Origin of the sequence: Variovorax boronicumulans, assembly GCF_029892485.1 — a bacterium.
Taxonomy (GTDB): Bacteria; Pseudomonadota; Gammaproteobacteria; order Burkholderiales; family Burkholderiaceae_C; genus Variovorax; species Variovorax boronicumulans_B.
In genome coordinates this window covers 33,957-60,655 of sequence record NZ_JARXVG010000007.1, presented here as the reverse complement: position 1 = coordinate 60,655, position 26,699 = coordinate 33,957, and the positions used below count along the sequence as shown (strand labels likewise).

Here is a 26,699-nt window from a genome sequence, read left to right as displayed (position 1 = left end):
AAGGACACCCCATGCCCGTGCTCGCCGTATTCGATGCCCAAGGAAGCTGGCGCGACACGCATGTGTGCGACGGCTGGATCACCGAGCATCTGGCCGGGCAGGGCGTGAGTTGGGGGCGAGGCAAGGCGAAGAAGGGGCAGCTCGCGCTCGATGGGGCGGGGCTGTTCTATCTGCCTACTGCCGAGGGCTACCTGGGGTTGTTGTTCGAGGGGGGAGAGTGGGTCTCCATTCCCTCTGGCAAGCCGCATTTCTTCGATGCGGGCGAGGCGGAGTCTTTCGATGGGCTGCCTGCTGCGTTGCCGCTGTTCGAGGCCTTTGTTGAAGAAGTGCTCTCCCTGACGGGGAACGACGCCGACGAGGAGTGAAGGGGGTTCGGGTTTGTGGCGTGTGCACAGGCCACCGGGTACTCCCCTCCGCGAATGTCCTCCGGCCTTCGGCCTCCCCCTTGATTTCGCTGCGGGGAGCACCCGATGCCCTGTGCACCTGGACGCGCTGCCGGTGCACGGCTGATCAACGACTGCTCTGAAAACGAGCGCGCCGATGGGGTGCCTTGCGCAGCGAAATCAAGGAGGAGCCGAAGGCGGGGGACATTCGCGGAGCAAGGTACCCCGTCGGCGCGATCGCGCCCTGAACAGCAACGCTCAAGCCACCAGCCGCTCCGCCATCCGCCCGCCGGGCCGCGCCAGCCCGAGGTGATCGCGCAACGTCCGCCCCTCGTACTCCGTGCGAAAGAGCCCGCGCTTCTGCAGGATCGGCACCACGCCATCGACAAAGTCCTGCAGCCCATGCGGCAGCGCATCCGGCATCAGGTTGAACCCGTCCGCCGCGCCGCCCTTGAACCAGTGCTCGATGTCGTCGGCGATCTGCTCCGGCGTGCCCACGATCACGCGATGCCCGCCGCCGCCCGCGAGTTCGCGGATCAACTGGCGCACCGTGTAGCCGTGCGTGCGGCCGGCCGCGACCACCGCGTTGAAGAAGGTGTGGTTGCCGTTGCCATTGCCGGGGAGCGGCAGGTTGTCGGGCAGGCGCTCGTCCAGCTTCAGGCGGTCGGGCGCGATGCCCAGCGTGCCGGCCAGGCGCGTGAGGCTGTAGTCCCACGGGATCAGGTCGACCAGTTCATCGCGACGACGGCGGGCTTCCGCTTCTGTGCCGCCGACGATGGTGGTGAGGCCGGCGAGCACCTTCACCGCGTCCGGGCCGCGGCCCAGTTCTGCGGCGCGGGTCTTCAGGGCGCGTGCGTAGGCCAGCGATTCGTCGAACGACTGCGAGGCCGAGAACACTGCTTCCGCATGGCGTGACGCGAGCTCGCGCCCATCGGCCGAAGCACCGGCCTGCACCAGCACCGGATGGCCCTGCGGCGCACGCGGAAGATTGAGCGGACCCTGCACCGCGAAGTGCTCGCCGCGGTGCGCAATCGCATGCACCTTGGCCGGGTCGATGAAGCTGCCGGTGGCCTTGTCGCCGACGAAGGCATCGTCTTCCCAGCTGTCCCACAGCGCCTTCACGATGTCGGCGAACTCCGAGGCGCGGGCGTAGCGCTTCGTGTGGTCGGGTGTGGTGTCCAGGCCGAAGTTGCGGGCCGAGGGCAGGTCGGCCGTGGTCACCATGTTCCAGCCCGCGCGGCCGTTGCTCACGTGGTCGAGCGTCGAGAAGCGGCGCGCGATGTTGTAGGGCTCGTTGTAGCTGGTGGAGGCGGTCGCGATCAGGCCGATGTGCGTCGTCGCCGCGGCCACGCAGGCCAGCAAGATCGTCGGCTCCAGCGCGGTGATCGGGCGAAAGTGGATCTGGTCCACGATGGCCGCGTTGTCCGCGAGGAAGATCGCATCGAGCTTGGCCGCTTCAGCGATCTGCGCGGTGCGGATGTAGTGCTGGATGTCGGCGAACGCCCACGGATCGCTCTCCGGCAGGCGCCAGGCCGAAGGCACGAAGCCCGAATGCAGGATGTTGACGTTGAGGTGCAGTTGCCTGCGCGGTGCGCCCTTGTTGCTGTCGCTCATTGGCTGAAGTAGTCCGGCAGCCGATAGCCCGCCCACACGGGGTTGGCCTTGAAGAACTTCTGGAACTCGGGCGACTGGTAGGCGGCCACGATGTCCTTGGCGAACTTCGCGTTCTCGTTGCTGCGCTTGACGGCCACCACGTTTACGTAGGGCAGCGTCATGTCTTCGAGCTTCAGCGCCTCGGTGAGCTTCAGGCCAGAGGCGACGGCGAAGTTGCCCTGCACGGCCGCGAGGTCGGCATCGGCCAGCGAGCGCGGGGCCTGTGCGGATTCGAGCGGGACGATCTTCAGGCGCTTGGGGTTGCCCACGATGTCGCGTTCCGACACGCTCAGCGGGCTCACGCCCGGCTTCAACGTCACCCACCCAATGGCCGCGAGGATGTTGAGCGCGCGCGCCGCATTCACCGGATCGGAGGGCAGCGTGACGGTGGCGCCGTCGGGCACCGCGGCCAGCGACTTGTGCCGCTGCGAATAGAGGCCCATCGGCGGCGTCGGCACATGCACCACGGGCACCAAGTCGAAGCCCTGCTGCTTGTTGGTGGCGTTGAGGTACAGCGTGTGCTGGAAGATGTTGGCGTCGATCTGCCCGCGCTCCACCGCGTCGTTGGGCTGAACGCCCTGGCTGAATTCGACGTACTTGACGGTGTAGCCCAGTTTCTTCAGCTGGGGCTCGATGCCGTTGGTGAAGGCGTCGCGGTAGGGGCCGGGCATGAAGCCGACGCGCAGGTCGTCGGCGTGGGCCGAAACGTGAAGAAGCAGGCTGAGGGCAAGGCCGCCGAACACGGGGGCAGAGCGGCGCAGCCACGAGGGCGCGCGCGAAAGGGAAGGCATGACGGCAACTCCGGAGGACGGCGAAAGGAGTTGGGCACTCTAGGCTGCGGTGCCTGCCGCGCGAACGAAGATTTGCGCGCTTGGATATCCGCTGGCCGGATATCGGATCACGTGCCCGGATCGTGCCCGCGTCGCGCCCGGATCAGGGCGAAAGAATCATCACCTTGAACTGGCTCGGCACGATCCGCATGCCCACCATGTTGCTGCGGTTCTGCGTGCTCAGGCTGGTCATGCGCGTGGCCGGCGTGCCCTTGATGAGCACGGTGAACGCACCCGTCACATGCCGCGACTGGCTCATGAAGGTCTGCGAAACGATGCCGCCGCCGGCGCCGACGGTGTCGCCCAGCGTGATCGGCGTGGTGGTCGCCATGTTGTGCGCGGGCATGCACATGAAGAGGATGTTCCAGGCATTGGGCACCGACATCGGGCCCAGCGCCATGTTCGGGTACGGAATGGGCGCCATCGCGGCGGGCGGCGTCTTGCAGACGTCGGGAAAGGCGAGGTCCATGCCCATCAGCTGGCAGTTGGCAAACATCGTGGGTTCTCCTTGGCGTTTTCGATTCAGCCCATGTGGATCTGCGCGGCATCGACCTTGACGAGGTCGCTCGCGGTGACGACGGTGTGGCGCGCATGCAGGCGCGCGGTGCCGCTGGCCTCGCAGTCGAGATGGCCCACGCGCACCTGCTCGGTCTCGTCGACCACGCGCAGCGCGTTGCGTGCCATCTGCACGATGCGGTCGGCGACCGATTCGAAGACGCGGCCGACCAGCCGCAGCTTGCCCACCGTGGCGTCCAGCACCTGGCCGGTGAAACGCAGGTCGTCGACGCGGCACTGGCCGGTCGCCGCCTGCAGGTTCCATTGCGCGGCCTTCATCTGCAGCTGGCCGCCGCTGTGCAGCCGCACGTCGCCGGGGCTTTCGATCGAGAGCACGCCCGCGGTCTCGATGCGGCTCACGGTGGCATCGGCCTGTTCGAGCACGGCGATCAGGTAGACGCGGTGCCGGTCGGGGCCGGAGAGCAGCACGGTGTCGCCCACCTCGGGGCGCAGCAGGCAACTGGCGGCGCGGCGGCAGCGCCAGGACTGGCCGTCTTCGCCCTCGACGTCGAAGTGCGCATCGGGCAGCGTGGCGGTCAGCCGGCCCGTGCAATGAACCGGTGTGGCAGCTGCTGCAAGGGCAGGGCGCAGTGGAACGACATTCATGGCGGATTCCCTTCTTGGTGTTGGCGTTTGGAAAACGGGTGTGTTCAGTGCGGGCCGGACCAGGCCTGTGCCTTGAATAGCTCGGGTTCGTTGTCGATGACTCCACCGCGGTTCGAGAAGCGCGCGCCTTGCTGCTGGGCGCGATGAAGGCGCGTGCGCAGGAAATGCGCGCCGCTCAGGTCGGCGCCGGTGAGGTCGGCATAGGACAGGTCGGCGTCCTGCATCTCGGCGTTGCGAAAATTCGTGCCGCCGCAGCGCGTGCGGTGGAACACGGCGAGCGGCAAGCGGGCGCCCGAGAAGTCCGCGCGTTCGAGCACCGCCTCGACCCAGATCGACTGGTCGAAGCGCCCGCCGCTGCAGTTCGCATCGCTGAGGTCCGCTTCCGGAAACAGCGTCTGTCCCGCATCGGCCTGCGAGAAATTCGAGCGCCTCAGCGTGGCGCCCTTGAAGTTGCTCTGCGTGAGCGTGGCACCGCTGAAGTCGGCATCGTCCAGCCGGCTGTCGGTGAACTGGCACAGGCGCAGCGACAGGCCCGCAAAGCGCTGGCCGCTCAGGTCGCACTCCAGGAACATCGCGTTGATGCCCGATGCGCCGGTGAAATCCACCGTGCGCAGGTCGAGTTGGTAGAAGGTCACGTACCCCAGCGCCGAGCCGCCGAAGTCGACCCGGTCCAGTTGCGACGCCATGAAGCTTGCCCGCTCGAACTGCTGCGATTGAAGACGGCTCCCGGTCAGCTGGCACTGGAAGAACTTGGTCAGGTCGAGCCGCGTCTGCACGAAGCTCGCGTTCGGCGCCTGGCACTCGACGAAGGATGCGTTCTCCAGCGTGGCGGCATCGAAGCAGGCCGCGTCCATGCGGCTGCGAAAGAACTGCACTTCCTTCAGGTTGCCGGCCGAGAAATCGCAGCCCGACAGCGTGCAGTGCGACAGCGCGCTGCCTTCGAGGTTGGTGCGTGCGAAGTTCGCGCCGCTGAAGTCGACGTCGTCCATCAGCGCGCCCGAGAGGTCCAGGCCGCTCAAGTCCCATCCCCTGCAATCGGCGCTGCCGACCTGGGTGCCGTGGCGGACTTTGTCGATGAGTTCATCGCGCGTCATCAGCGTGTCATTCGGGCGCCGCGACACGGCGCGCAGGCCAGACCTTGGCGTGCTGCGTGTAGGCGCCCATCAGGTGGGTGGTGCCGTCGATCAGGCTCTGCGACACGTCGGTGCGGAACAGGTTGGCGCCACTCAGGTCGGCCTGCGTGAACACGGCCTTGGAGAAGTTGGCGTCGATGAGGTTGGCGCCGCGCAGCGTGGCGCCGGTGAGGTCCGCGCGCACGAAGAGGCTCTCGCCCGCGAACAGCCGGTCCAGGTTGGCGCCCTGCAGGTCGCATTCGGAAAAGTCGCAGTTGTCCAGGTGCGCGTCGCCCAGGTCGGCCTTCGTCAGCGGCGTGGTGCGCAGGCCGCAGTGCTTGAGCGTGGCGCGGCGGAACACCGCACCGGCCAGTGTGCTGCCGTGCGCGAAGCTGCTGGCGTCGAGCCGTGCATCGGAAAAGTCGACCGCGCGGCTGCAGTCGGTGGTGACGAAGCCGCAGCGCTCCAACGTGGCATTGACGAAGCGCACGTCGTCCAGCGCGCATTCGAGCCACACCACCTGCTTGAGCAAGGCGCCGTCGAAGGCCATGGCATGCATGCGCAGCCTGGTCAGAAAGACCTGATGCCAGTCGGAGCCGCGCAGATCGCAGCGGCTCATCTCGCTCTCGGTGAGGCGGGTCTGGTGGAACACCGCGTTGGCCATGTTGCAGGAGGTGAAGCGCGCCTTCTCGCAATTGGCGGCGCTCAGGTCGGCGCCCGAGAAGTCGGCGAACTCGCACTGCGCGCCGCCGAGGTTGGCGTTTTTGAAGGTGGCGTTGGCCAGTACGGTGCGCGAGAGCCGGGCGCGTGCCAGCACCGCATTGTTGAAGTTGGCGTCGCCCAACTGCGCACCGTCGAGGTTCGCGTCTTCCAGAGATGCGCCCGAGAAGTCGGCACCGCGCAGGTCCATGCCCGAGAGGTCGGCACCGATCAATCGCATGCCCGCGAAGCGGCGTTCGCCGGGCGCGGCTTCGGCCAGGCGCCGGCGGATCTTGGCGGCGCGGAACGAAGGCATCGGCGGTGCGGCGTCGGACAGGTGGGCGCCGTGCAGGTAGCCGAGGTTGATCTGCGCGGTCATGCGTTCCCTGGAACCCACGGAGATGAGTTGCGGGCTGGCGGCGGGGCTTGCGCCGCCTTGCGCCGGAGGCGCCTCGGTGAGCTGCTCGAGCTGGCGGATCAGTTCGTCAGGATCGAAGCGCTTCGGCCGGTCGCGGCCTTGCTGCAGCAGGGTCGGGTCTATTTCTGCCTCCTGCTTGCGGCGCATCTGCTCGCCCTTGGCTTCGAGATCTTTTCGGGTCTCCATCATTTCCTCTTGCATGCGCTCGAAGTAGTCGGGCACGTCGTCGAAGGCCACCGGCGCGGCCGGGGGCTGGGGCGCGGGCAGGTACTTGTCGGGATCGACGCCTTGCGCGATGAGCTCGGCGCGTCGGCTTTCGTGGTCGCGCAACTGGCCGGCGCGCAGGTTGCGCACCAGCGGCCGCGCCATCGGGTCGGGCAGGTCGACGACGCTCCAGCGCCCGAGGATGTCCTTCGGCGCGAGGTCGCTGTCGCGAAAGGCCAGCAGGCCGCCGCGCGCCGGGTCCAGCCGCTGCAGCAGCACCGACTGGTAATGCGTCATGTCGCGCGGCGCATCGGGCCGCTCGAGCGCCGGCATGATGTGCCGCACGTCCGCCGCATCGTCCTCGCGCACCGGCAACACGCCGTGCCAGATCAGCGCCACGCGCTCGCGGTGCGGAAAGAACCAGGCGGTGGTCAGGCGCAACGCCACTTCGCAGAGATCGCGGCCTTCCTTGTCGAAGCTCGCGAAGCAGCGCGCGCGCCAGTCGGGCAGATGGCCGCTCAGCACGGGCTTCCGCGGGTGCATGTTGAGGATTTCGTAGGGTGCACCGGGCGGAAACTCCTGCCGCGCGGGCCAGCGCTGGTCGGTGGGCGCGGCGTTGAAGAACCGCCAGTCCATGTCGTCCGCGAAGCCGGGGAACTGCTTCTCGAGCCAGTCCTGTCCGTACTTGTGGCCCATGAGCGCCATGCGCTGCGGGCTGTCGACCGGCACCGCGCCGAAGCTCGCGGGCGTGACGGCCTGGCCGCGCGAATGCACGCGCGCGTGGACGGCCTCCACGTTGGGTGCGCGACGCGTATGGATGCCGTCGACCATTTCGTCGAAGGCGCCGATGCCCGCGGTGTTCTCGGGCACGCCGGGGCCGCCGTAGGCATGGGCCCAGTCCAGCGGCATGGCCTCGAAGGACTGGGGTGCGGTCAGGCGGCCGTCGAGCCAGTAGCGGTCGCCCGAGACGTGCAGGGATTTTTCGAAGTCGGCAACGCGCAGGCGCACGGCGCAGGCGGTCTTGTCGGGCTGGTGGTGGGTGTAGCCGTAGCCGCTGGCGAGCACCTCGGGCATGGACTTGGGAACGCCCATGTCGAACACGCCCATGTCGCCGATCTCTTCGCCTATGGTCTGCCAGAGCTCCTGGTCGGCCATGAGCTTCGGTTCGGCGTCCAGGCTGGCGAGCGCCATGACGGACACGCCCAGCTGGTCCGCGCCCTGCCAGCGGTAGGGCCGGGTGAGGATGCCCAGGCGCAGCGGCTTGACGGTCTTCATGGGGCCGGCCCCTTGGCACTGCGCTCGATGGCGACCGTGCGGCTCGCGGCGTCGAAGCGCACGGCGATGGTCTTGCCGGCCGCGTGATCGGGCAGCTCGGCGACGGGAATCGATGCGGTCTGCTGCACATCGAAAGCCTCGGCGGTGGCGGAGGTCCGCACGCGCAGGTGCAGCTTGAGAACGCCCCAGCTTCCGCCTTCGCCCGAGCGGCGCTGGCCGGTGTCGGAGGAGGCGATCACCTCGGCCATGGCGGGCGTGCCGTGCGCGAGGATATTGGCATCTGCCTGCACGCGCGCGACCCGCTCGGTGTGCTTGTGGCGTTCACGCACGAGCGTGACCCCCAGCGTGCAGCCGAGCCACACCAGCAAGGGAACCAGAACCCACCAGATCGAGAAGCCGGCATTCGACGTCATGCAGGCTGGTTCAGCCGAAGAGCATGAAGCCCTTGAGCGCGCCCCAGAAGCCGCCGACGTGCTCCTGCGCCACCACGTTCGAGAAGCTCACGGCGCCGAAGTTGGACTGGTGCGCGTACATGTTCAGGATCTGCGCGGTGGCGTCCATCTTCTTGATGTTGGTGGTGAAGGTGAAGCCCGCGTTGCTGTTGTTCACGCCGTAGGTCGCGCTGGAGAGGCCGACGGCCGTGACCGCCCAGGGCGACCAGTCCCACAGCAGCACGCGGTTCACGCGCTTGACGTGGTTGCCCTCGAAGGTGAAGTCGCCGCTGGCCTTGATGTCCACGTTGCCGTCGGTGGCCTCGATGGTCACGTTCTGGGCCTTGCCCGTGTAGTTGCCGGCCGAGACGGTCGAATTGTGGTCGCCGGTCTCGATGGTTTCGTTCAGGCCGCCCTTGATGTTGTCTTTTCCGCCGCCGCTCGCGATGGTGCGCTGCCAGCCGGTCTGGTAGGTCTCCTGGCGGTTGCCGGCCAAGGTCTTGAGCACCGAGTTGCCGGTGTGCACCTCTTCGTCCATGCCCAGCTTCACGTCGACCAGCAGGCCTTTGTCGAAGGTCTCGTGGCGCTGTCCGCCGTTGACGATGACTTCGGACAGGCCCGAGAGCACGGTCTCCTTGGAGCCCAGCTTGGTGGTGGTCTCGATGCGGTTGTTGAAGAAGTGCTCGGTGAGCGCGCCCGACACGGTGAGCTTGGAGCCGTCGCGGTACTCGGCGGTGTCCTTCTGCTTGATGAGGGTGTCGCGGGTCTGGTCGACGGTGAGCGTGTCGGTCTTCAGGATGTGCGTGATGCGGTGGCCGTCGACGGTGTTGGTTTCGTCGTTCTCGATGTGGATGCGCAGGTCGTTCTCGGTGTTGATCTCGAAGTCCTTCTCGGCGTGGATGCGCACCAGCTCGCAGCCTGGCGCATCGTCGAGGATGAACTCGTTGGCATTGGCCGAGGAACCGTCCTTGCTGCGGCTCACGAAGCCGCTCACCGTCACATTGGCCGGCAGGTCCAGCGGCGGCATCTGGTCGGCGTTGTAGACGCGGCCGATGATGATGGGCCGGTCCAGGTGGCCGCCGATGAAGTCGACCACCACCTCCTGCCCCTTGCGCGGATGGTTCACCGCGCCGTAGTTGGAGCCGGCCCATGCGCTGGACACGCGCACCCAGCACGAGCTGTTCTCGTCGCTCTTGCCGTAGCGGTCCCAGCGAAACTGCACCTTCACGCGGCCGTACTGGTCGACCCAGAACTCCTGGCCCGCCTTGCCGACCACGGTGGCCGTCTGCGGGCCGTTGGCGCGCGGCATCGGCGTGACGCGCGGCGGGCGGTAGAGGTAGGTGGTGGGCTGCACCGCGAAGTCGAAGCTGTAGGAGCCGGGCTCGCTGCCGCTCGCATAGCCGCCTTCGCGCAGAGCGTACGAGACCGACACCACGAGGTACTCGCGGTTGTCTTCCTGGCGCGGGCAGTTCTGCATGGTGAAGCGAAAGCCGGGTGCCATGCCGCGCACGTTGGTGTGGCCGGTGTCGCGCTCGGCCTGCGCCTGGGCCTCTTCGAGACGGATGCGCGCGTAGTGCTCGCCCTGTTCCGATTCGCTGAAGCCGCCCAGCCATTCGTACATCTCGTACTGGCCGTGGTCGCTGCCGCGTGGCTGGCTGCGCATGTTCATGAGGTCGGCGCGCGGCTTCTTGAAGTCGAAGTCGTCGACCACGTAGGTGCCGGGGCGTATCTCCTCGGTCACCTGCCACTGGTCGATCACTTCCTGGAAAGGGGCGAGGTCGCGGTCGGTGGCCAGGTAGCTGATCTTCGGGTAGGCCGGCAGGGGCTCGTGCGCGCTGATGTCGTCGGCCAGCACCAGCGTGTGCTGGTTCTTCTCGTGGGTGAAGTAGTAGTAGATGCCCTCGTGCTCCATGAGGCGGCTCACGAAGTCGAAGTCGGTCTCCTGGTACTGCACGCAGTACTCCCACTGCCGGTAGCTGGCGCTGAGCTTCTTCTCGAACGCGAAGCCATAGTCGGCGAACACCTCTTCGAGGATCTCGACCACCGACTTGTTCTGGAAGATCTTGCAGTCGCTGGTGCGCGTGAGATACCAGAGCCAAGGCCGCACGGTCGCACGGTAGACGATGTGGCGCGAGGTGCCGCCTTCCTTGCCGATGAGCGTGAAGCGCACGATCTGCCCGTTGAGAAAGCGCGGGGCGCCGGTGGTCTGGATCTCCAGCGACAGCGGCTTGCCGAGCACGGCCTTCATGTCGATCGACATGCTGGGGCTCAGCAGGTCGACGTCGAATTCGAACAACTGCGACAACCCTTCGATTCCATGCATGGACCGGAAGAGGAGCTGGTCTTCGCCCAGGGGGGTGTGGGCGCGTACGACTCTGGCCATTTTTGGGGTCTCCCTTTTCGCTCAAGAAGCGCTGGCTGCACCAGCATCGACCACGACGCGGCACCTGAGGAGAGCGCATGTGAACTTATGTCTGATTCGCTTGCGCGCCGGCTGCTTCATCCTTGTGCCTGGCGCTTTGGCATGAACTGTTCTCGCAAGGAGCAGGCCAATCGCGTGTGGGACGCCACGCCGATTGCGTGAACGGGAGCGGGCTTTGTAGGATGCGGGCATGACCCAGCACATCGGAATCGTCGGCTGCTCGGCCGAAGGCGCATCACTCTGTTATCAGACCATCTGCGTCGAGGGTGCGAAGCTGCTCGGGCCGCACGCGCATCCCGAGGTCTCGATGCATACGCCGTCTCTGTCGGACTACATGGAACACATCTACCGCGACGACTGGCGCGGCGTGGGCGAAGTGATGCTCGCCTCGGCGCACAAGCTCGCGAAGATCGGCGCCAACTTCCTGGTCTGCCCGGACAACACCATCCACCAGGCACTGCCGTTCATCGAAGGGCGCTCGCCACTGCCCTGGTTGCACATTGCGGAGTGCGTTGCGGAAGAGGCTGTGCAGCGCGGCTTCAGGCGCATCGGCATCACGGGCACGCGCTGGCTGGTCGACAGCGAGGTGTATCCCGAGAAGCTTTCGGCGCGCGGCCTGGCATACGTCCGCCCCGCCACCGAGGAGCGCGACGAGATCGCGCGGATCATCATGGAAGAACTGGTCTACGGCATCTTCAAGCCCGAGGCCATTGCGACCTTCCAGCGCGTAATGCAGCGCATGAAGGACGAGGAGGGCTGCGATGCGGTGGTGCTGGGTTGCACCGAGATTCCGCTGATCATGAACGACGCGAATTCGCCGGTGCCGACGCTGGACTCCACGCGGCTGCTGGCGCGTGCGGCATTGCGCCGCGCGACGCAGACGACGCAGAAAAACTAGGCCAGGAAGTCTTCGATCAGCCGGGCCACGCGCTGCGGCTGGTCGTGGTGCAGCATGTGGCCCGCGTCGTCGAGCCGCTCGATGCGCGCCGAGGGCACGGACTTCAGGCGCTCGTGGAATTCATCGAGCGTGTAGCGGTTCTTCCACCACCCCTGCAGGCTGTCGTCGGAGGCCTCGACCATCAGCGTCGGCGCGGTGATGCGCGCATAGAGCGCAAGGGTCTCGTCGACGCGAAAGATGTGCGCGTTGACGATCTTGTGCGCTGCATCGCCGAGGATCTGCCAGCGCGTGCTGCCATCGGGCTGCAGGTGGCCGGCGGACCAGTGGCTCGCGAGCCAGTCGGCCTTGTCCTGCGTCAGGCGCGGGTTGGTCTTCATGAGGCGGCGGGCCACGCCGTCGACGGCCGAGTAGCCGGCGAGTGCCTTCTCGCCGCGGTGCAGGCCCTTGAGTTCGTCGATCCATTGGCCGTAGCGCGCGGGCGCTTCGTCGGGCTTGCGAAACGGCATGCCGAAGCCTTCGAGGTTGACGAGGCGGCGGATGCGCGCGGGCCGCACGCCCGCGTAGTGCATCGCGACGTTGCCGCCCATGCTGTGGCCGACGAGGTCGACCGGACGGGCATCGTCGCCTTCGCCGGCGTAGTGGTCCAGCAGCCATTCGAGGTCGGCGAGGTAGTCGGCGAGCCAGTAGTTGTCGACGCCGCCGCCGTCCGTGAGACCGAAGCCGCGCCAGTCGGGGGCGATGATGAAGCGGTCCTCGGCCAGCGCATCGACCACGAACTGCCACGAGGCCGCGACGTCCATCCATCCGTGCACCAGCACCAGCGGCGGGCGGTCCGGCGAGGGTTGGCCCCAGAGACGCACGTGATAGCTGAGGTTGCGCACAGGCACGAATTCGCTGCGCGAGGGGCGGAGGGCTTGGTACATGGGCGTCGATGATAAGGAGCGAGCTGTGTTCGCGCAGTCCGGCAGACGACAGCTCGCGCTCGGGCTTTGGCCGCGCGGCCAGCGCGTTGCGGAGGAGGGCGGTAGCATCCCGCGCATGAAAAAGATCCAACTCGGTCAGAGCGACCTGCACGTCACCCCGATCTGCCTCGGCACCATGACTTTCGGCGAGCAGGTGGACGAACCCACCGCCCACGCCATCCTGAGCCGCTCACTGGAGCGGGGCGTCGACTTCATCGACACCGCCGAGATGTACTCGGTGCCCACCCGCCAAGAAACCTACAGCGTCACCGAAACCATCATCGGCAACTGGTTCGCCGCCAACCCCGGCGCGCGCCAGAAGCTCGTGCTGGCCACCAAGGTGGCCGGCCCGCTGCGCAATACGCCCTGGGTGCGCGAAGGCGTGGGTATGACGGCCGCCGACATCGTGGCCTCGTGCGATGCGAGCCTGAAGCGCCTGAAGACCGACACCATCGACCTCTACCAGATCCACTGGCCCGAGCGCCATGTGCCGGCCTTCGGCAACATCTACTACGACCCGGCCAAGGAAGTCACGCAGACCCCGATCCACGAGCAGCTGGAGACCTTCGGCAAGCTGGTGAAGGCCGGCAAGATCCGCGCGATCGGCCTGTCGAACGAAACGCCCTACGGCGTGCACGAGTTCGTGCGGCTGGCCGAGCAGCACGGCCTGCCGCGCGTGGCGACGGTGCAGAACGTCTACAACCTCGCGAGCCGGGGCGTGGAGAACGGGCTCGACGAAACGATGCACCGGCTGGGCGTGTCGCTGCTGGCTTACTCGCCGTTGGCCTATGGCCTCCTCACCGGCAAGTACGACAAGAGCGGCATCACCGGCCCCGACGCGCCCGAGGAAGCGCGCATCACCCGCTACGAGTCGGTGCGCAAGCTGCGCTGGGGCCGCCCCGACGCGCTGAAGGCCGCGCGCCTGTACAACCAGCTCGCGCGCGACAACGGGCTCACGCCGACGCAGCTCGCGCTGGCCTTCTGCTACACCAAGTGGCAGGTGGCGAGCACGATCATCGGCGTGCGCACGCTCGAGCAGCTCGACGAGGACATCGATGCCTACGGCACCACGCTGTCGCCCGAGATCCTGGCCGAGATCGACAAGATCCGGTGGGACATCCGGGACCCGGCGGCGTGAGCGGCAAGAAGGTCCACGTTTCCGAAACGCCCGCAACGCAGCTGCTGCGGGCGAACAAGGTCGCCTTCACCGAGCATCCGTACGAATACATGGAGCACGGCGGCGCGCAGCGCGGCGCCGAGATGCTGGGGCTCGATCCGTTCACCGTCATCAAGACGCTGGTGATGCAGGACCAGGACGCCAGGCCGCTCATCGTGCTGATGCACGGCAATCGCACCGTGTCGACCAAGAACCTCGCGCGGCAGATCGGCGCCAAGTCGGTCGAGCCCTGCAAGCCCGAGGTGGCGCAGCGCCACAGCGGCTACATGGTGGGCGGCACCTCGCCCTTCGGCACGCGGCGCGAGATGCCGGTGTACATCGAATCGACCATCCTGGAGCTGCCGAAGATCGTCCTCAACGGCGGGCGGCGCGGCTACCTGATCGGCATCGATCCGCAGGTGTGCGTGGCGCTGCTGGGCGCGAAGCCGGTGCAGTGCGCACTGGCAGAATAGCCGCCGCGGCGCGTCGGCCCCACGACGACACCGTCCGATAAGAACAAACAAACCAATTCCCGCGGAGCGCTGCCTTGAGCTTTCACCTGCCGTCCCTCATCGCCATCCTGGCGTCGTACCTGATCGGCTCGCTGTCGTTCGCGGTGATCGTGAGCAAGTCGCTCGGCATGGCCGATCCGCGCAGCTACGGCAGCGGCAACCCCGGCGCGACCAACGTGCTGCGCTCGGGCAACAAGGGCGCGGCGCTGGCCACGCTGGTGCTCGACGCACTCAAGGGCTGGCTGCCGGTGTTCCTGATCCACCAGTTCGGCGCGCAGTGGGGCCTGGGCGATGGCGTGGCCGGCGTGGCGGGCCTCGCGGCCTTTCTGGGCCACCTGTACCCGGTGTTCTTCGGCTTCCAGGGCGGCAAGGGCGTGGCCACCGCGGCGGGCGTGCTGGTGGGCATCGCACCGTGGCTGGGCTTGGCGACCGGCGCCACCTGGCTGATCATCGCGATCTTCTTTCGCTATTCGTCGCTGTCGTCGCTGGTGGCGGCCTTCTTTGCACCGGCCTACTACCTGCTGGGCGGAAACATTGCGTGGCCGCTCGACCGGACGGTGCTGATTGCGATCATCATCATGAGTCTGCTGCTGGTCTGGCGGCACCGCGAAAACATCCGCCGGCTCGCGGCCGGCACGGAGTCGAAACTCGGCTCGAAGAAAAAGGCTTGAAGAACACCATGGCAACCATCACCCGCTTTCACGTCGGCCCGCGTCTCTCGGAGACGGCCGTGCACAACGGCACCATCTACCTCGCCGGCCAGGTGCCCGACGACACCTCGCAGGACATCCGCGGCCAGACCGCGCAGGTGCTCGCGATGGTCGATCGCCTCCTGGCCGAGGCCGGCAGCGACAAGTCGCGCATCCTCATGACGCAGATCTTCCTGGCCGACATCACCGACATCACGGCGATGAACGAGGTGTGGGATGCGTGGATTCCGGCCGGCAACACGCCGCCACGCGCGACGGTGCAGGCCAAGATGGCCAATGCGGCCTACAAGATCGAGATCGTCGTTACCGCTGCTGCGGCCTGACGCTCAATACCGCTTCTCGAGGACCATCTGGTCCGCGTCCCGGCGCATGGAGAAGCGGTTGATGAAGCTGTTGCCCAGCAGCACGAAGGGCATGGGCTGCGGCGACACGACCGCGTCGATGTCGTACACCTCCACATCGCCTACGCGCACCGACTGCAGCCGCAGCCTGTAGCCCTGCGACACGCCGTTGGCGGTGTTCATCTGGATGCGCTGGCCCTTGCTGTAGTCCAGGCCGATGCGCTCGGCATCGGCGGCCGAGAGCGCGATCGATGTGGCGCCGGTGTCGAGCATGAACGTGACGGCGCGCCCGTTGATGGCGCCCTGCGTCATGTAGTGGCCGCGGCTGTCGGCCGGCAGCACGATGCGATTGCCGCCACCGCCTGAACCGCCGCCACCGCCGATGCTCACCGGCGTGTCCATGCGCAGGTTGACGCGCTTGCCCTCGAGCTCGACCACCGCCTGTTCGGCCTGCAGCGACACCAGCTTCACGCCCTGGAAGCTCTCGCCGACCGCCACCGTCTTGGGCGGCGCGCCGTTCACGATCAGGATCGCGCGGCTGCCGATGGTGCCGGTGAGCATCACCGAACTCGCAGCGTGCGCCGCCGCCACGGCAGCCAGAAGACATGCTGCCGTCGCAAAGGCGAGGGGTTTCATGAGGATCAGTCGCGGAAGTTGTTGAACGACAGCGGCATGTCCGGCACGTCCTTCTTGATCAGCGCCATCGCGGCCTGCAGGTCATCGCGCTTGGCGCCGGTGATGCGCACTGCGTCGCCCTGGATCGCGGCCTGCACCTTGAGCTTGCTGTCCTTGACGATGCGGGTGATCTTCTTGGCCTGCTCGCTCTCGATGCCGCTTTTCACCTTGATGACCTGCTTGACCTTGTCGCCGCCCATCTTCTGGACGTCGCCCTTGTCGAGGAAGCGCACGTCCACGCTGCGCTTGGTGAGCTTGCTGCGGAGGATGTCCTCGACCTGCACGAGCTGGAACTCGGCGTCACCGATCATGGTGATTTCCTTGTCCTTGAGGTCGACGGCGGCTGCCGTGCCCTTGAAATCGAAGCGCGTCGCGATTTCCTTGGCGGTGTTCTCGACCGCATTCTTCACTTCGGGCAGATTGGGCTCGCAGACGGTATCGAAAGACGGCATGGGCTCTCCTGAATTCTTGCGGGTGCTGGATGCGACAATTCTCCCATGATCGTGGAGCACAACGTCCCCCTGCAGCCGTACAACAGTTTCGGCATCGTCGCGCGCGCGCAGCGCCTGGCGCGCATCACGGACGAGGCCGATGTGGCCGGATTGCGGGCCGATCCGCAATGGCAGGACGCCCCTCGCTTCGTGCTGGGCGGCGGCAGCAACATCGTGCTGACCGGCGACGTCAAGCCGCTGGTGCTCAAGGTGGAAATCAAGGGCCTTCGGCTGGTCGAAGAGACGCCGCGGGCCTGGATCGTGGAAGCCGGCGCCGGAGAGATCTGGCATGACGCCGTCGAATGGATGGTGCGCAACGGCTATCCGGGCCTCGAGAACCTGGCCCTCATCCCAGGCACCGTGGGTGGCGCGCCGGTACAGAACATCGGCGCCTACGGCGTCGAGCTGCAGGACCGCTTCGAATCGCTCGACGCCATCGACCTGGACACCGGCCGCGGCTTCACGCTCGATGCGGCCCAGTGCGCTTTCGGCTACCGCGATTCGGTGTTCAAGCATGTGCGCAGCGGGCCGAACGACTTCGGCCTCGCGGGCCGGGCGCTGATCACCCGGGTGCGCTTCCGGCTGCCCAAGCCCTGGAAGGCGGTCGTCGGCTACCTCGACCTCGAACGCAAGATGGAAGAAACCGGCAACTTCACGCCGAGCGCCGTCGACATCTTCGACTGGGTCTGCGCCATCCGCCGCGCCAAGCTGCCCGACTGGCGCGTGCTGGGCAACGCGGGCAGCTTCTTCAAGAACCCGACCGTCACACCCGAGCAGTGCGCGGACATCATCGCTCGCGACCCCAAGATCGTTCACTACCCGATGGCCGACGGCAGCATCAAGCTGGCAGCCGGCTGGCTCATCGATGCCTGCGGCTGGAAGGGCAAGTCGGTGGGCAACGCCGGCGTGTACGAGCGGCAGGCGCTGGTGCTGGTCAACCGCGGCGGCACCGAGAACCCGGTGACTGGCGGCGAGGTGATGACGCTGGCCAAGGCCATCCAGACCAGCGTGTACGAGCGCTTCGGCATCCGGCTGGAGCCCGAGCCGGTGGTGGTCTGACAAAGCGATGGACCTCGACTTCCTGCACTTGAACTACCGGCGGCGCATTGCGGCGTTGGTGTGGGCGCAACGGGTCGTCGTCGTGGCGGGCATCGCCGCGGTGTTCCTGGTGCCGGCGCGGTGGTGGGCCTCGGGGCTCCTGTTCATCGCGGCCTTCGCGTTCGCGGCGGTGCTGGGCTGGATGGAAACGAGCCTGCGCCGGCAGTTCATCCGCGAGGCCCGCATGCCCCCGTTCCTGATCGGCAAGCTGCGCGAAGCCCATCCGCAGCTGAGCCGGCGCGATGCCGAGCTGGTGCTGCGGGGCCTGCGCCAGTTCTTCATGGCGCACCTGCGCAGCGGCCGCAAGTTCGTCGCGATGCCCTCGAAGGTGGTCGACACCGCGTGGCACGAGTTCATCCTGCACACGCAGGGCTACCAGAACTGGTGCAAGGCGGCCTTCGGCGGCATGCTGCACCACAGCCCGGCCGAGGTGCTGGGCAAGGACCCCAAGCGCAACGACGGGCTGCGCCGCAGCTGGTACTGGGCGTGCAAGGAAGAGAGCATCGACCCGCGCAAGCCGACGCGCCTGCCGCTGCTGTTCGCGCTGGACATCAAGTTCGCGATTCCCGGTGGCTTCGAGTACGTGCCCGATTGCAAGGCGGTCGAGCGTCACGACGGCTCGACTGCGCAGTGCGGCAGCGAATTCGGCGAGTCCTCGTCGGATGGCGGAAGCTCCGGCGATGCCGGCGGTTTCGGCGGCAGCGAATCGAGCAGCGGTGGCGATGGCGGAGGTGGGGACTCCGGCGGCGGCGACAGCGGTGGAGGTTGCGGTGGCGGCTGCGGCGGAGGCGGCGGCGACTGATCGACACAGCGGCGCACCAAAGAGAAACGGGCCCATCGGGCCCGTTCGTCATTGATGCGCGTTCGGCTTACTTGGTGCTCTCGTCATCGTTCGCGAGCTTGGGCAGCGAAGCGCCCTGGCTCGACGACAGCAGCCCGGTGCGGGTGTAGATCGCGAGCTTCTCGCGCGTATCGATGATGTCGAGGTTGCGCATCGTCAGCTGGCCGATGCGGTCCAACGGCGTGAAAGCCCCCTCGACCTTTTCCATGCTCAGGCGCTCGGGCTTGTAGGTGAGGTTCGGCGACTCGGTGTTCAGGATCGAATAGTCGTTGCCGCGGCGCAGCTCGACGGTCACTTCGCCGGTAATGGCGCGTGCGATCCAGCGCTGGGCGGTCTCGCGCAGCATGATCGCCTGCGGGTCGAACCAGCGGCCCTGGTAGAGCAGGCGGCCGAGCTTGCGGCCGTGGTCGCGGTACTGCTCGATCGTGTCTTCGTTGTGGATGCCGGTGACGAGGCGCTCGTAGGCGATGAACAGCAGCGCCAGGCCCGGGGCTTCGTAGATGCCGCGGCTCTTGGCCTCGATGATGCGGTTCTCGATCTGGTCGCTCATGCCCAGGCCGTGGCGTCCGCCGATGCGGTTGGCTTCGAGGATCAGCTCGACCAGGCTCTCGAAGCTCTTGCCGTTCAGCGCGACCGGCATGCCTTCTTCGAAGTGCACCGTGACGGTCTCGCGCTTGACCTCGACCTCGTCCTTCCAGAACGCGACGCCCATGATGGGCTGCACGATCTGCATGCCGCTGTTCAGGTGCTCAAGGTCTTTCGCCTCGTGCGTGGCGCCCAGCATGTTCGAGTCGGTCGAGTAGGCCTTCTCGGACGACATCTTGTAGGCGAAGCCGGCCTTCTGCATGAACTCCGACATCTCCTTGCGGCCGCCGAGTTCGTCGATGAAGACCTGGTCGAGCCAGGGCTTGTAGATCTTGAGCGCGGGGTTGGTGAGCAGGCCGTAGCGATAGAAGCGCTCGATGTCGTTGCCCTTGTAGGTGCTGCCGTCGCCCCAGATGTTGACGTCGTCGTCCTTCATGGCCGACACCAGCATGGTGCCGGTCACCGCGCGGCCGAGCGGCGTGGTGTTGAAGTAGGTGACACCCGCGGTGGTGACGTGGAAGGCGCCGGCCTGCAGCGCGGCGATGCCTTCGTTGGCCAGCTGCGTGCGGCAGTCGATCAGGCGGGCGTTCTCGGCGCCGTAGAGCATCGCCTTGCGCGGGATCTCGTCGTAGTCGGGCTCGTCGGGCTGGCCGAGGTTGGCGGTGTAGGCGTAGGGAATCGCGCCCTTGTTGCGCATCCAGTGCAGGGCCGCGCTGGTGTCCAGGCCGCCGGAGAAGGCAATGCCGACCTTCTGGCCGGTGGGAACGTTTTGGAGGATGGTCGACATGTGAGGGTCCCGGTTTCAGCCGAAGTGGCAGATGTAGCTGTAGGGCTCGCCGCTCACGCGGATCTGGAAGCTGGAATTGCCCGGTACGTTGAACTTCTGGCCCGGGCCCGAGGCGACCCATTCGGTGGCACCCGACAGCAGGTATTCGCAGCTGCCGGCGGTGCCTTCCATGATTTCAGGCGCGCCGGTGTTGAAGGTGAGGGTGGCCGGCAGGATCACGCCGACCGATTTCTTGGTGCCGTCCGCGAGCGTGAGGCTGTGGCTCACGCACTTGCCGTCGAAATACACATTGGCCTTGGTGGCCACTGCGGCGCTGTTCAGAGTGTCGGTAGTCGTCGTCATTGGGTGGCGCCGGCGCGCGGGCGGTCGGCTAATCGAGGACGCACCGCGCAGGCGGCGCACCCGTCAGGGTTGGGAAGTCCTCGATTTTAGGGGCTTGGGCGGCCCCCACCCGCTCAGCGGTGCCAGCCGCCGCGGTAACCGCCGTAGCCGCGATAGCCGTAGCCACCGTAGCCACGGCCGTAGTAGCCGCCGCCCCAACCGCGCGAGTAACCCAGGTTCAGCGAGATGCCGACCGGCGGGTAGACGTAGGGCTGCGCATACGGGTAGGTGTAGGCGGGCTGCACGTAGACCGGTGGTGCATAGATCGGGGCCGGCTGCGCATAGACCGGCGCGCCTTGCCCGGAGACCACCACGCCCGGCTCCGGCACGACGTTCTCCCAAGGGGAGCCGCCCTGTCGGTACTGTTCCTGGTACTGCGGATCTTGCTGGTACTGCTGGCCGCTGTTGGCCTCGACCGGGTAGGGCTGCAGCTGCGATTGCGGCTGCACGGGCGCGGTGGTCACGCCGTAAGCGCTCGCCTGGACCGGGATGGTGGCGCCCGGCCGGCTCGTGGTGCGGGTGGTGTACTGGCGACCCTGGTATTCGTAGGTGACGTTGTAGCTGACGTCGCTGCCGGTCGTTTCGCGGATCGGCGTGGCGGAAATCACCCGCGCCTGGACGACCTGCTGGGCCTGCGCGACGCTGGCGCCCGCCGACAGCATGCCAGCCACCGAAAGCCCGGCGAGAGTGCGAAAAACGTGTCTGTTCATGGTGTTCTCTCCTGCAGATCGCGGTTGGAGGCCGGCCGGCGAGACGGGGTTCCGGGGTTTACACGGCGTTCACAGCCCAGGATTGGGCATCGAATCCCGTCGTAACGCCGGTTTTGGCGCCCCAGTTGACCACCGGCCGCTTGATCAGGCTGGGGTTGGCCAGCAGCACGGCCCGGGCCGAGGCGGCATCGACCACGCTGTTCTGCGTGGCCTCGTCGAGCTTGCGCCAGGTGGTTCCCCGGCGGTTGACCAGCGCTTCCCAGCCCGGCTTTTTCAGCCACTGGTCGAGCTCGGCCTCGGGCACGCCCTGTTTCTTGAAATCGTGGAAGGTGTAGGCCACGTTGTGTTCGTCGAGCCAGACGCGGGCGCGCTTGACGGTGTTGCAGTTCGGGATGCCGTAAAGGGTTGTCATGGCCGCCATGATGCCGCGCCCGGCGGGTCGGCGACAATGCCGGCCTCCATGGAAACCCTTAACGACTGGCTCGCGCGCGCCGAGCAACTCCATCCCAAGAACATCGAACTGGGCCTCGACCGCGCCAAGGAGATGGAAGGGCGCCTCGGCCTGAAGTTCGGCTGCCCCGTCATCACGGTGGCGGGCACCAACGGCAAGGGCTCGACCTGCGCCATGCTCGAGTCGATCCTGACGCATGCGGGCTACCGCACCGCCGTGTTCACGTCCCCCCATCTGGTGCATTTCGAAGAGCGGCTGCGCCTGAAGTGCGAATCGGTCGATGCTTCCAAACTGATAGCAAGCTTCGAAGTGGTGGAGAAGGCGCGCGGCGACATGCCCCTGACCTACTTCGAATTCACCACCCTCGGCATCCTGCACTGCATGATCGAGGAAAAGCCCGACGTGGCGATCCTGGAGGTCGGCCTCGGCGGCCGGCTCGACGCGGTCAACATCATCGATGCCGACTGCGCGGTCATCACCAGCATCGACCTGGACCACATGGAATACCTCGGGCCCGACCGCGAAAGCATCGGCTTCGAGAAGGCCGGCATCCTGCGCGCCGGCAAGCCGGCCATCGTGAGCGATCCGATGCCGCCGCAGAGCGTGATCGACCACGCGAGCGCCATCGGCGCCGACCTCTGGCGCTTCGGGACCGACTTCAATGTGTCGGGCGACAAGCAGCAGTGGGGCTGGTCGGGCCGCGGCAGGCGCTACAGCGGGCTGGCCTATCCGGCGCTGCGCGGCGCCAACCAGCTCATCAATGCCGCGGGCGTGCTCGCGGCGCTCGAGGCGCTGCGCCCGCAGTTGCCGATCACGGCGCAGGCGGTGCGCAACGGGCTCGCGATGGTCGAGCTGCCGGGCCGCTTCCAGATCGTGCCGGGCGAGCCCGCGCTGGTGCTCGACGTGGCGCACAACGCGCACGCGGTCGCCGCGCTGGCCGAGAACCTCGATGCGATGGGTTTCTTCCCGACGACGCACGGCGTGTTCGGTGTCATGGCCGACAAGGACCTCGCGCCGATCCTCGCGCGCATCGGACCGATGATCGACCGGTGGTACTTCACCGACCTACCTACGCCGCGCGCCGCCAAGGCCGCCGATCTGCAGGCCGCCTGGCAGGCTCAGAACACCCGCGCCGATGCTTCCGGCAGCGTGCATGCAGGCCCCATGGACGCGTTGCGCGCAGCCATCGAGCACGCAGACCCCGCTGATAGAATCGTGGTCTTCGGATCGTTCTTCACCGTGGGTGGCGTGCTCGAAAACGGCACCCCCCGGCTGCAAGCCAAACACCTGTTGCCAGGCGGCTGACCACCGGGTCCTCCGCACCATCTGCCACCACCTCGCTGCACTCCTTCAGGGATCGAACTTCATGGCGTTTTTCAAGTTCCGCACGCGCGGCCCACAAGGCAACGAAGGACGCAGCGCCCCGGCAGCCGTCCCGGCGGAAAGTGTCGAAACCATGCGCAGGCGCGCGCGCCATCGATTGTTGGGCGCGGCGGTGCTGGTGCTGGTGGGCGTGATCGGCTTCCCGCTGCTGTTCGACACCCAGCCGCGGCCCGTGTCGGTCGACATCCCGATCGAGATTCCGGACCGCAACAAGGTCAAGCCGCTGCCCGTGCCCGCCGCACCGGCAACGGCACCTTCGACGAGCAGCAACGCGCCGGCCACCTCCGATGGCGCCTCGCGCGTAGCGTCGTCGGCGTCGACCTCGGGCGGCATGATCACCGAGACCGCCGACGGCACCGTGATCGACTCTGGCAAACCGGTGGCCAGCACGTCGCCCGCCGCCGAGCCCAAACCGAAGCCGGAACCCAAGCCCGAGCCGAAACCAGAGGCAAAGCCAAAGCCGGAACCCAAGCCTGAAGCCAAGCCGGAGCCCAAACCCAAGCCGGAACCCAAACCGGAGGCCAAGCCAAAGTCGGAACCCAAGCCCGCCAGTTCGGCGGACGACGGCGCCCGCGCCCGTGCGCTGCTCGAAGGCAAGCCGTTGACCGCTGCCGCCGCAACGCCAAAGCCCGCCGACGAAGCTGGGGGCCGGTTCATCGTGCAGGTCGGCGCATTCGCCGATGCCGACAAGGCGCGCGAAGTCCGCCAGAAGCTGGAGCGGGCGGGCCTGAAGACCTACGTCCACGTGGCCAAGACGGCCGACGGTGAACGCACGCGTGTGCGTGTCGGCCCGTTCGCTTCGCGTGCCGAAGCGGACAAGGCGGCGGAGAAGGTCAAGGGCTTGTCTTTGTCGGCCGCGATCCTCACGTTGTAAGCGCAGGCGCCTGCTGCCGTGGCCCTGCTCGACTGGATCGCCGTCACGCTGATCGTGGTGTCGATGCTGTTCGGCCTCATGCGGGGCCTGGTGTTCGAAGTGATTTCGCTGGTGGGCTGGGTGGCTGCTTTCATCGCCGCCCAGTGGCTGGCTTCCGATGTGGCGGCGTGGCTGCCGTTCGGCGAGCCGCAGGCGACGTGGCGTTATCCATTGGCCTTCGTGCTGGTGTTCGTGGGAGTGGCATTCGGCGTGGGGCTCGTGGCAGCGCTCACGCGCAAGCTGATCACCGTCGTGGGCCTCAGGCCCGTGGACCGGATTTTGGGAGCTGCTTTCGGTGCGGCGCGGGGTGCAGTGGCCCTGCTCGTGCTGGCAGTCTTTGTTCATTTGCTGGTGTTGAGCGACAGTGCCTGGTGGCGCGACTCGCTCAGTGCCGGTGTTCTCGATGCGGCATTGCAGGGCCTGAAACCCGCGCTGCCTGAAAAGTTGGCAAGCTACCTGCCCTGAAGGAATCGCTCATGTGTGGAATCGTCGGCGTTGTCAGCAACGCACCCGTCAACCAGTTGCTCTATGACGCGCTGCTGCTCCTGCAGCACCGCGGCCAGGATGCGGCCGGCATCGTCACCCTGCTGGAACGCAAGTTCTTCATGCACAAGGCCAAGGGCATGGTGCGCGACGTGTTCCGCACCCGCAACATGCGCGCGCTGCCGGGCAACGTGGGCCTGGGCCAGGTCCGCTACCCGACCGCCGGCAACGCCTACAGCGAGGAAGAAGCGCAGCCTTTCTACGTGAACGCGCCCTTCGGCATCGTGCTGGTGCACAACGGCAACCTGACCAACGCACACGCGCTGCGCTCGGAGCTGTTCTCCACCGACCACCGCCACACCAACACCGAGAGCGACTCCGAAGTGCTGCTCAACGTGCTGGCGCACGAGCTGGAACGCTCGTCGCGCGGCGTGCCGCTGCATCCGGCCGAAGTGTTCGCCGCGGTCAAGAACATGCACAAGCGCCTGCGCGGCTCGTATGCCGTGGTGTCGCTGATCGCCGGCCACGGCCTGCTCGCCTTCCGCGATCCTTACGGCATCCGCCCGCTGTGCATGGGCCGCAACGAGAAGGACGGCACCGTCATGGTGGCCAGCGAATCGGTTGCGCTCGAAGGCTCGGGCCATGTGTTCGAACGCAACATCAACCCCGGCGAAGCGGTGTTCATCGACCTGGAAGGCAAGGTCCATTCGATGCAATGCGCCGAGGCGCCCACGCTGAACCCGTGCATCTTCGAATTCGTGTATCTGGCGCGTCCCGACTCGGTGCTCGACGGCATCTCGGTCTACCAGGCGCGCCTGAACCTGGGCGAGACGCTGGCCAAGCGCGTGGTCTCCACGGTGCCGCCGAACCAGATCGACGTGATCATCCCGATCCCCGAATCGAGCCGCCCGAGCGCCACGCAGCTCGCCCACCTGCTGGGCGTGCCGTACCGCGAAGGCTTCGTGAAGAACCGCTACGTGGGCCGCACCTTCATCATGCCGGGGCAGGGCGTGCGCAAGAAGTCGGTGCGCCAGAAGCTCAACGTGATCGCGAGCGAGTTCAAGGGCCGCAATGTGCTGCTGGTCGACGACTCCATCGTGCGCGGCACCACCAGCCGCGAGATCGTGCAGATGGCGCGCGATGCCGGTGCCCGCAAGGTCTACCTTGCCAGCGCCGCGCCGCCGGTGCGCTATCCCAACGTCTACGGCATCGACATGCCGACCAAGGACGAGCTGGTCGCGCACGACCGCACCGTCGAAGAGATCCGCGAGCTGATCGGCTGCGACGCGCTCATCTACCAGGACGTCGATGCCATGAAGCGCGCCATCGGCTCGCTCAACCCCAAGCTCGACGGCTTCGATGCCTCGTGCTTCGACGGCGTGTACGTGACCGGCGACATCGACACCGATGCGATCTCGCGCATGAACGGCAACCGCCCCCGCATCGAAGAGACCGAAGAAGATTCTTCGCGCCTCGCGCTCCCCAATCACAGCGAGTGAGAGCTGAAGTGACCGACGAACGAACCCTGCCGCCCGGACTGCACCGCGACACGCTCGCGCTGCGCACCGGGCTGGCGCCCAGCCAGCACGGCGAGCATTCCGAAGCGCTGTTCCTGACCAGCGGCTTCGTGCAGCCCGACGCCGAAACCTCGGCACGCCGCTTTGCCGGCACCGAGCAGGGCTTTACCTACTCGCGCACTTCCAATCCGACGGTGACCAGCTTCGAGCAACGCCTGGCAGCGCTCGAAGGCACCGAAGCCGCCATCGGCGCGTCCACCGGCATGGGCGCGATCCTCATGATGTGCATGGGCCTGCTGAAGGCCGGTGACCACGTGATCTGCTCGCGCTCGGTGTTCGGCTCCACGCTGAACCTGTTCGGCAAGGAGTTCGCCAAGTTCGGCGTGGAGACCACCTTCGTCTCGCAGACCGACGTGGCCGAGTGGCGCGCGGCGATCAAGCCGAACACCAGGCTGCTGTTCGCCGAGACGCCGACCAATCCGCTCACGGAAGTCTGCGACATCAAGGCGCTCGCCGACTTGGCGCACGGTGCGGGCGCGCTGCTCGCGGTCGACAACTGCTTCTGCACGCCTGTGCTGCAGCGGCCGGTCGAACTGGGCGCGGACCTCGTCATCCATTCGGGCACGAAGTATCTGGATGGCCAGGGCCGCGTGATGGCCGGCGCGATCTGCGGTCCGTCGAAGCTCATCGTCGACGTGTTCGGACCGGTGGTCCGCACGGCCGGCATGGCACTGTCGCCGTTCAACGCGTGGGTCGTGCTCAAGGGCCTGGAAACGCTCGGCATCCGGATGAAGGCGCAGTGCGCGAATGCGCTGGCCGTGGCGCAGTGGCTCGAAAAGCAGCCCGGCATTGCACGCGTCTATTACCCCGGTCTCGCATCGCATGGGCAGCACGAACTGGCGATGCGCCAACAGTCGGGGCAGGGCGGGGCGGTGGTGTCGTTCGACGTGGTCGGCGACGATCCGGAAGCCGCGCGCGCCAATGCCTTCCACGTGATCAACAGCACGCGCGTGGTGAGCATCGCCACCAATCTGGGCGACACCAAGACCATCATCACGCACCCCGGCACGACCTCGCACGGCCGCCTCACCGAAGTGCAGCGCCAGGCGGCAGGCATCAGCCAGGGGTTGATCCGCCTGGCGGTCGGCCTGGAGTACATCGACGACATCACGGCCGACCTTTCGCGCGGCCTGAGCACACTGAATACCTGAATCGAT

The 26,699-nt window shown here is 67.0% G+C and carries 28 protein-coding genes; 13 read left to right on the top strand and 15 right to left on the bottom strand.

The features are described 5' to 3' along the window. The first annotated feature begins 11 nt into the window (after positions 1-11). The gene (locus tag M2282_RS17720; RefSeq protein WP_280810097.1) at positions 12-365 is read left to right on the top strand and encodes a hypothetical protein; all 354 of its coding nucleotides are present in this window, start codon (positions 12-14) and stop codon (positions 363-365) included. A gap of 276 nt (positions 366-641) precedes the next feature. Here M2282_RS17720 and M2282_RS17715 read toward each other — a convergent pair whose 3' ends face one another. The 8 genes from M2282_RS17715 to M2282_RS17680 form a co-directional block, all read right to left on the bottom strand. Continuing rightward, the gene (locus M2282_RS17715) at positions 642-1,997 is read right to left on the bottom strand and encodes an LLM class flavin-dependent oxidoreductase (RefSeq protein ID WP_280810096.1); all 1,356 of its coding nucleotides are present in this window, start codon (positions 1,995-1,997) and stop codon (positions 642-644) included. Continuing rightward, positions 1,994-2,827, bottom strand: coding sequence for a MetQ/NlpA family ABC transporter substrate-binding protein (locus M2282_RS17710; RefSeq protein ID WP_280810095.1), 834 nt, complete (start codon positions 2,825-2,827; stop codon positions 1,994-1,996). Before M2282_RS17710 ends, M2282_RS17715 begins: the two co-directional genes overlap by 4 nt. Positions 2,828-2,969: 142 nt before the next feature. Then, positions 2,970-3,362, bottom strand: coding sequence for a DUF4150 domain-containing protein (locus tag M2282_RS17705; protein WP_280810094.1), 393 nt, complete (start codon positions 3,360-3,362; stop codon positions 2,970-2,972). A gap of 26 nt (positions 3,363-3,388) precedes the next feature. Then, positions 3,389-4,027: a DUF3540 domain-containing protein gene (locus M2282_RS17700; protein ID WP_280810093.1), complete on the bottom strand. Its 639-nt coding sequence runs from the start codon at positions 4,025-4,027 to the stop codon at positions 3,389-3,391. Positions 4,028-4,071: 44 nt separating this feature from the next. After that, positions 4,072-5,121: a pentapeptide repeat-containing protein gene (locus M2282_RS17695; protein ID WP_280810092.1), complete on the bottom strand. Its 1,050-nt coding sequence runs from the start codon at positions 5,119-5,121 to the stop codon at positions 4,072-4,074. A 7-nt stretch (positions 5,122-5,128) separates the two neighbouring features. After that, positions 5,129-7,735 carry a DUF2169 family type VI secretion system accessory protein gene (locus tag M2282_RS17690; protein WP_280810091.1) on the bottom strand — a complete coding sequence of 869 codons (2,607 nt, stop codon included), beginning with the start codon at positions 7,733-7,735 and terminating at the stop codon, positions 5,129-5,131. Beyond that, the gene (locus M2282_RS17685; protein WP_280810090.1) at positions 7,732-8,148 is read right to left on the bottom strand and encodes a hypothetical protein; all 417 of its coding nucleotides are present in this window, start codon (positions 8,146-8,148) and stop codon (positions 7,732-7,734) included. Before M2282_RS17685 ends, M2282_RS17690 begins: the two co-directional genes overlap by 4 nt. A 10-nt stretch (positions 8,149-8,158) precedes the next feature. Beyond that, entirely contained in the window at positions 8,159-10,549 is a 2,391-nt protein-coding gene (locus M2282_RS17680; RefSeq protein WP_280810089.1) for a type VI secretion system Vgr family protein, read from the bottom strand. A 229-nt stretch (positions 10,550-10,778) separates the two neighbouring features. Between M2282_RS17680 and M2282_RS17675 the strand changes: the two genes are divergently transcribed. Continuing rightward, positions 10,779-11,486 (top strand): aspartate/glutamate racemase family protein, encoded by a 708-nt coding sequence (locus tag M2282_RS17675; protein ID WP_280810088.1) that lies wholly within the window; start codon positions 10,779-10,781, stop codon positions 11,484-11,486. On the opposite strand, the gene M2282_RS17670 is transcribed toward M2282_RS17675, so the two are convergent. Beyond that, positions 11,483-12,409 (bottom strand): alpha/beta fold hydrolase, encoded by a 927-nt coding sequence (locus M2282_RS17670; RefSeq protein ID WP_280810087.1) that lies wholly within the window; start codon positions 12,407-12,409, stop codon positions 11,483-11,485. The genes M2282_RS17675 and M2282_RS17670 overlap by 4 nt on opposite strands. A 115-nt stretch (positions 12,410-12,524) precedes the next feature. Here M2282_RS17670 and M2282_RS17665 point away from each other — a divergent pair, with 115 nt between their 5' ends. The 4 genes from M2282_RS17665 to M2282_RS17650 all read left to right on the top strand — a co-directional run bounded on the left by M2282_RS17665 (position 12,525) and on the right by M2282_RS17650 (position 15,149). After that, positions 12,525-13,586 carry an aldo/keto reductase gene (locus tag M2282_RS17665; RefSeq protein ID WP_280810086.1) on the top strand — a complete coding sequence of 354 codons (1,062 nt, stop codon included), beginning with the start codon at positions 12,525-12,527 and terminating at the stop codon, positions 13,584-13,586. Beyond that, complete coding sequence (locus M2282_RS17660) at positions 13,583-14,077, top strand: aminoacyl-tRNA deacylase (protein WP_280810085.1); 495 nt, start codon at positions 13,583-13,585, stop codon at positions 14,075-14,077. Before M2282_RS17665 ends, M2282_RS17660 begins: the two co-directional genes overlap by 4 nt. A 74-nt stretch (positions 14,078-14,151) precedes the next feature. Continuing rightward, entirely contained in the window at positions 14,152-14,787 is a 636-nt protein-coding gene (gene plsY / locus M2282_RS17655; RefSeq protein WP_280810084.1) for a glycerol-3-phosphate 1-O-acyltransferase PlsY, read from the top strand. 8 nt (positions 14,788-14,795) lie between these two features. Then, positions 14,796-15,149 carry a RidA family protein gene (locus tag M2282_RS17650; RefSeq protein ID WP_280810083.1) on the top strand — a complete coding sequence of 118 codons (354 nt, stop codon included), beginning with the start codon at positions 14,796-14,798 and terminating at the stop codon, positions 15,147-15,149. Between the two features lie 3 nt (positions 15,150-15,152). Here the strand turns inward: M2282_RS17650 and M2282_RS17645 are convergent, their stop codons facing one another. Together M2282_RS17645 and M2282_RS17640 are read right to left on the bottom strand one after the other, a co-directional pair. After that, positions 15,153-15,803: a retropepsin-like aspartic protease family protein gene (locus M2282_RS17645; RefSeq protein WP_280810082.1), complete on the bottom strand. Its 651-nt coding sequence runs from the start codon at positions 15,801-15,803 to the stop codon at positions 15,153-15,155. Positions 15,804-15,808: 5 nt separating this feature from the next. Continuing rightward, positions 15,809-16,294: a YajQ family cyclic di-GMP-binding protein gene (locus M2282_RS17640; RefSeq protein ID WP_013542743.1), complete on the bottom strand. Its 486-nt coding sequence runs from the start codon at positions 16,292-16,294 to the stop codon at positions 15,809-15,811. A gap of 45 nt (positions 16,295-16,339) precedes the next feature. Between M2282_RS17640 and murB the strand changes: the two genes are divergently transcribed. Both murB and M2282_RS17630 read left to right on the top strand, forming a co-directional pair. Continuing rightward, positions 16,340-17,392 (top strand): UDP-N-acetylmuramate dehydrogenase, encoded by a 1,053-nt coding sequence (murB, locus tag M2282_RS17635; RefSeq protein ID WP_280810081.1) that lies wholly within the window; start codon positions 16,340-16,342, stop codon positions 17,390-17,392. Between the two features lie 7 nt (positions 17,393-17,399). Next, on the top strand, positions 17,400-18,233 hold the full coding sequence (locus M2282_RS17630; RefSeq protein WP_280810080.1) for a glycine-rich domain-containing protein: 834 nt from the start codon (positions 17,400-17,402) through the stop codon (positions 18,231-18,233). A gap of 67 nt (positions 18,234-18,300) precedes the next feature. Here M2282_RS17630 and argG read toward each other — a convergent pair whose 3' ends face one another. The 4 genes from argG to M2282_RS17610 all read right to left on the bottom strand — a co-directional run bounded on the left by argG (position 18,301) and on the right by M2282_RS17610 (position 21,147). Continuing rightward, a complete protein-coding gene (argG, locus tag M2282_RS17625) occupies positions 18,301-19,644 on the bottom strand; it encodes an argininosuccinate synthase (protein ID WP_280810079.1) in 1,344 nt (447 codons plus the stop codon). A 15-nt stretch (positions 19,645-19,659) separates the two neighbouring features. Next, positions 19,660-19,986: a pyrimidine/purine nucleoside phosphorylase gene (locus tag M2282_RS17620; protein ID WP_280810078.1), complete on the bottom strand. Its 327-nt coding sequence runs from the start codon at positions 19,984-19,986 to the stop codon at positions 19,660-19,662. A 113-nt stretch (positions 19,987-20,099) separates the two neighbouring features. Beyond that, positions 20,100-20,735 (bottom strand): hypothetical protein, encoded by a 636-nt coding sequence (locus M2282_RS17615; RefSeq protein WP_280810077.1) that lies wholly within the window; start codon positions 20,733-20,735, stop codon positions 20,100-20,102. A 58-nt stretch (positions 20,736-20,793) separates the two neighbouring features. After that, positions 20,794-21,147, bottom strand: coding sequence for an ArsC family reductase (locus M2282_RS17610; protein ID WP_280810076.1), 354 nt, complete (start codon positions 21,145-21,147; stop codon positions 20,794-20,796). A gap of 36 nt (positions 21,148-21,183) precedes the next feature. Here M2282_RS17610 and folC point away from each other — a divergent pair, with 36 nt between their 5' ends. The 5 genes from folC (at position 21,184) to M2282_RS17585 (ending at position 26,693) form a co-directional block, all read left to right on the top strand. Further along, complete coding sequence (gene folC / locus M2282_RS17605; protein ID WP_280810075.1) at positions 21,184-22,491, top strand: bifunctional tetrahydrofolate synthase/dihydrofolate synthase; 1,308 nt, start codon at positions 21,184-21,186, stop codon at positions 22,489-22,491. 61 nt (positions 22,492-22,552) lie between these two features. Beyond that, positions 22,553-23,443, top strand: coding sequence for an SPOR domain-containing protein (locus M2282_RS17600; protein WP_280810074.1), 891 nt, complete (start codon positions 22,553-22,555; stop codon positions 23,441-23,443). A gap of 18 nt (positions 23,444-23,461) precedes the next feature. Beyond that, entirely contained in the window at positions 23,462-23,947 is a 486-nt protein-coding gene (locus tag M2282_RS17595) for a CvpA family protein (RefSeq protein WP_280810073.1), read from the top strand. A gap of 11 nt (positions 23,948-23,958) precedes the next feature. Beyond that, entirely contained in the window at positions 23,959-25,464 is a 1,506-nt protein-coding gene (gene purF / locus M2282_RS17590; RefSeq protein WP_280810072.1) for an amidophosphoribosyltransferase, read from the top strand. Between the two features lie 8 nt (positions 25,465-25,472). Continuing rightward, positions 25,473-26,693 carry an O-succinylhomoserine sulfhydrylase gene (locus tag M2282_RS17585; RefSeq protein ID WP_280810071.1) on the top strand — a complete coding sequence of 407 codons (1,221 nt, stop codon included), beginning with the start codon at positions 25,473-25,475 and terminating at the stop codon, positions 26,691-26,693. The last annotated feature ends 6 nt before the right edge of the window (positions 26,694-26,699 follow it).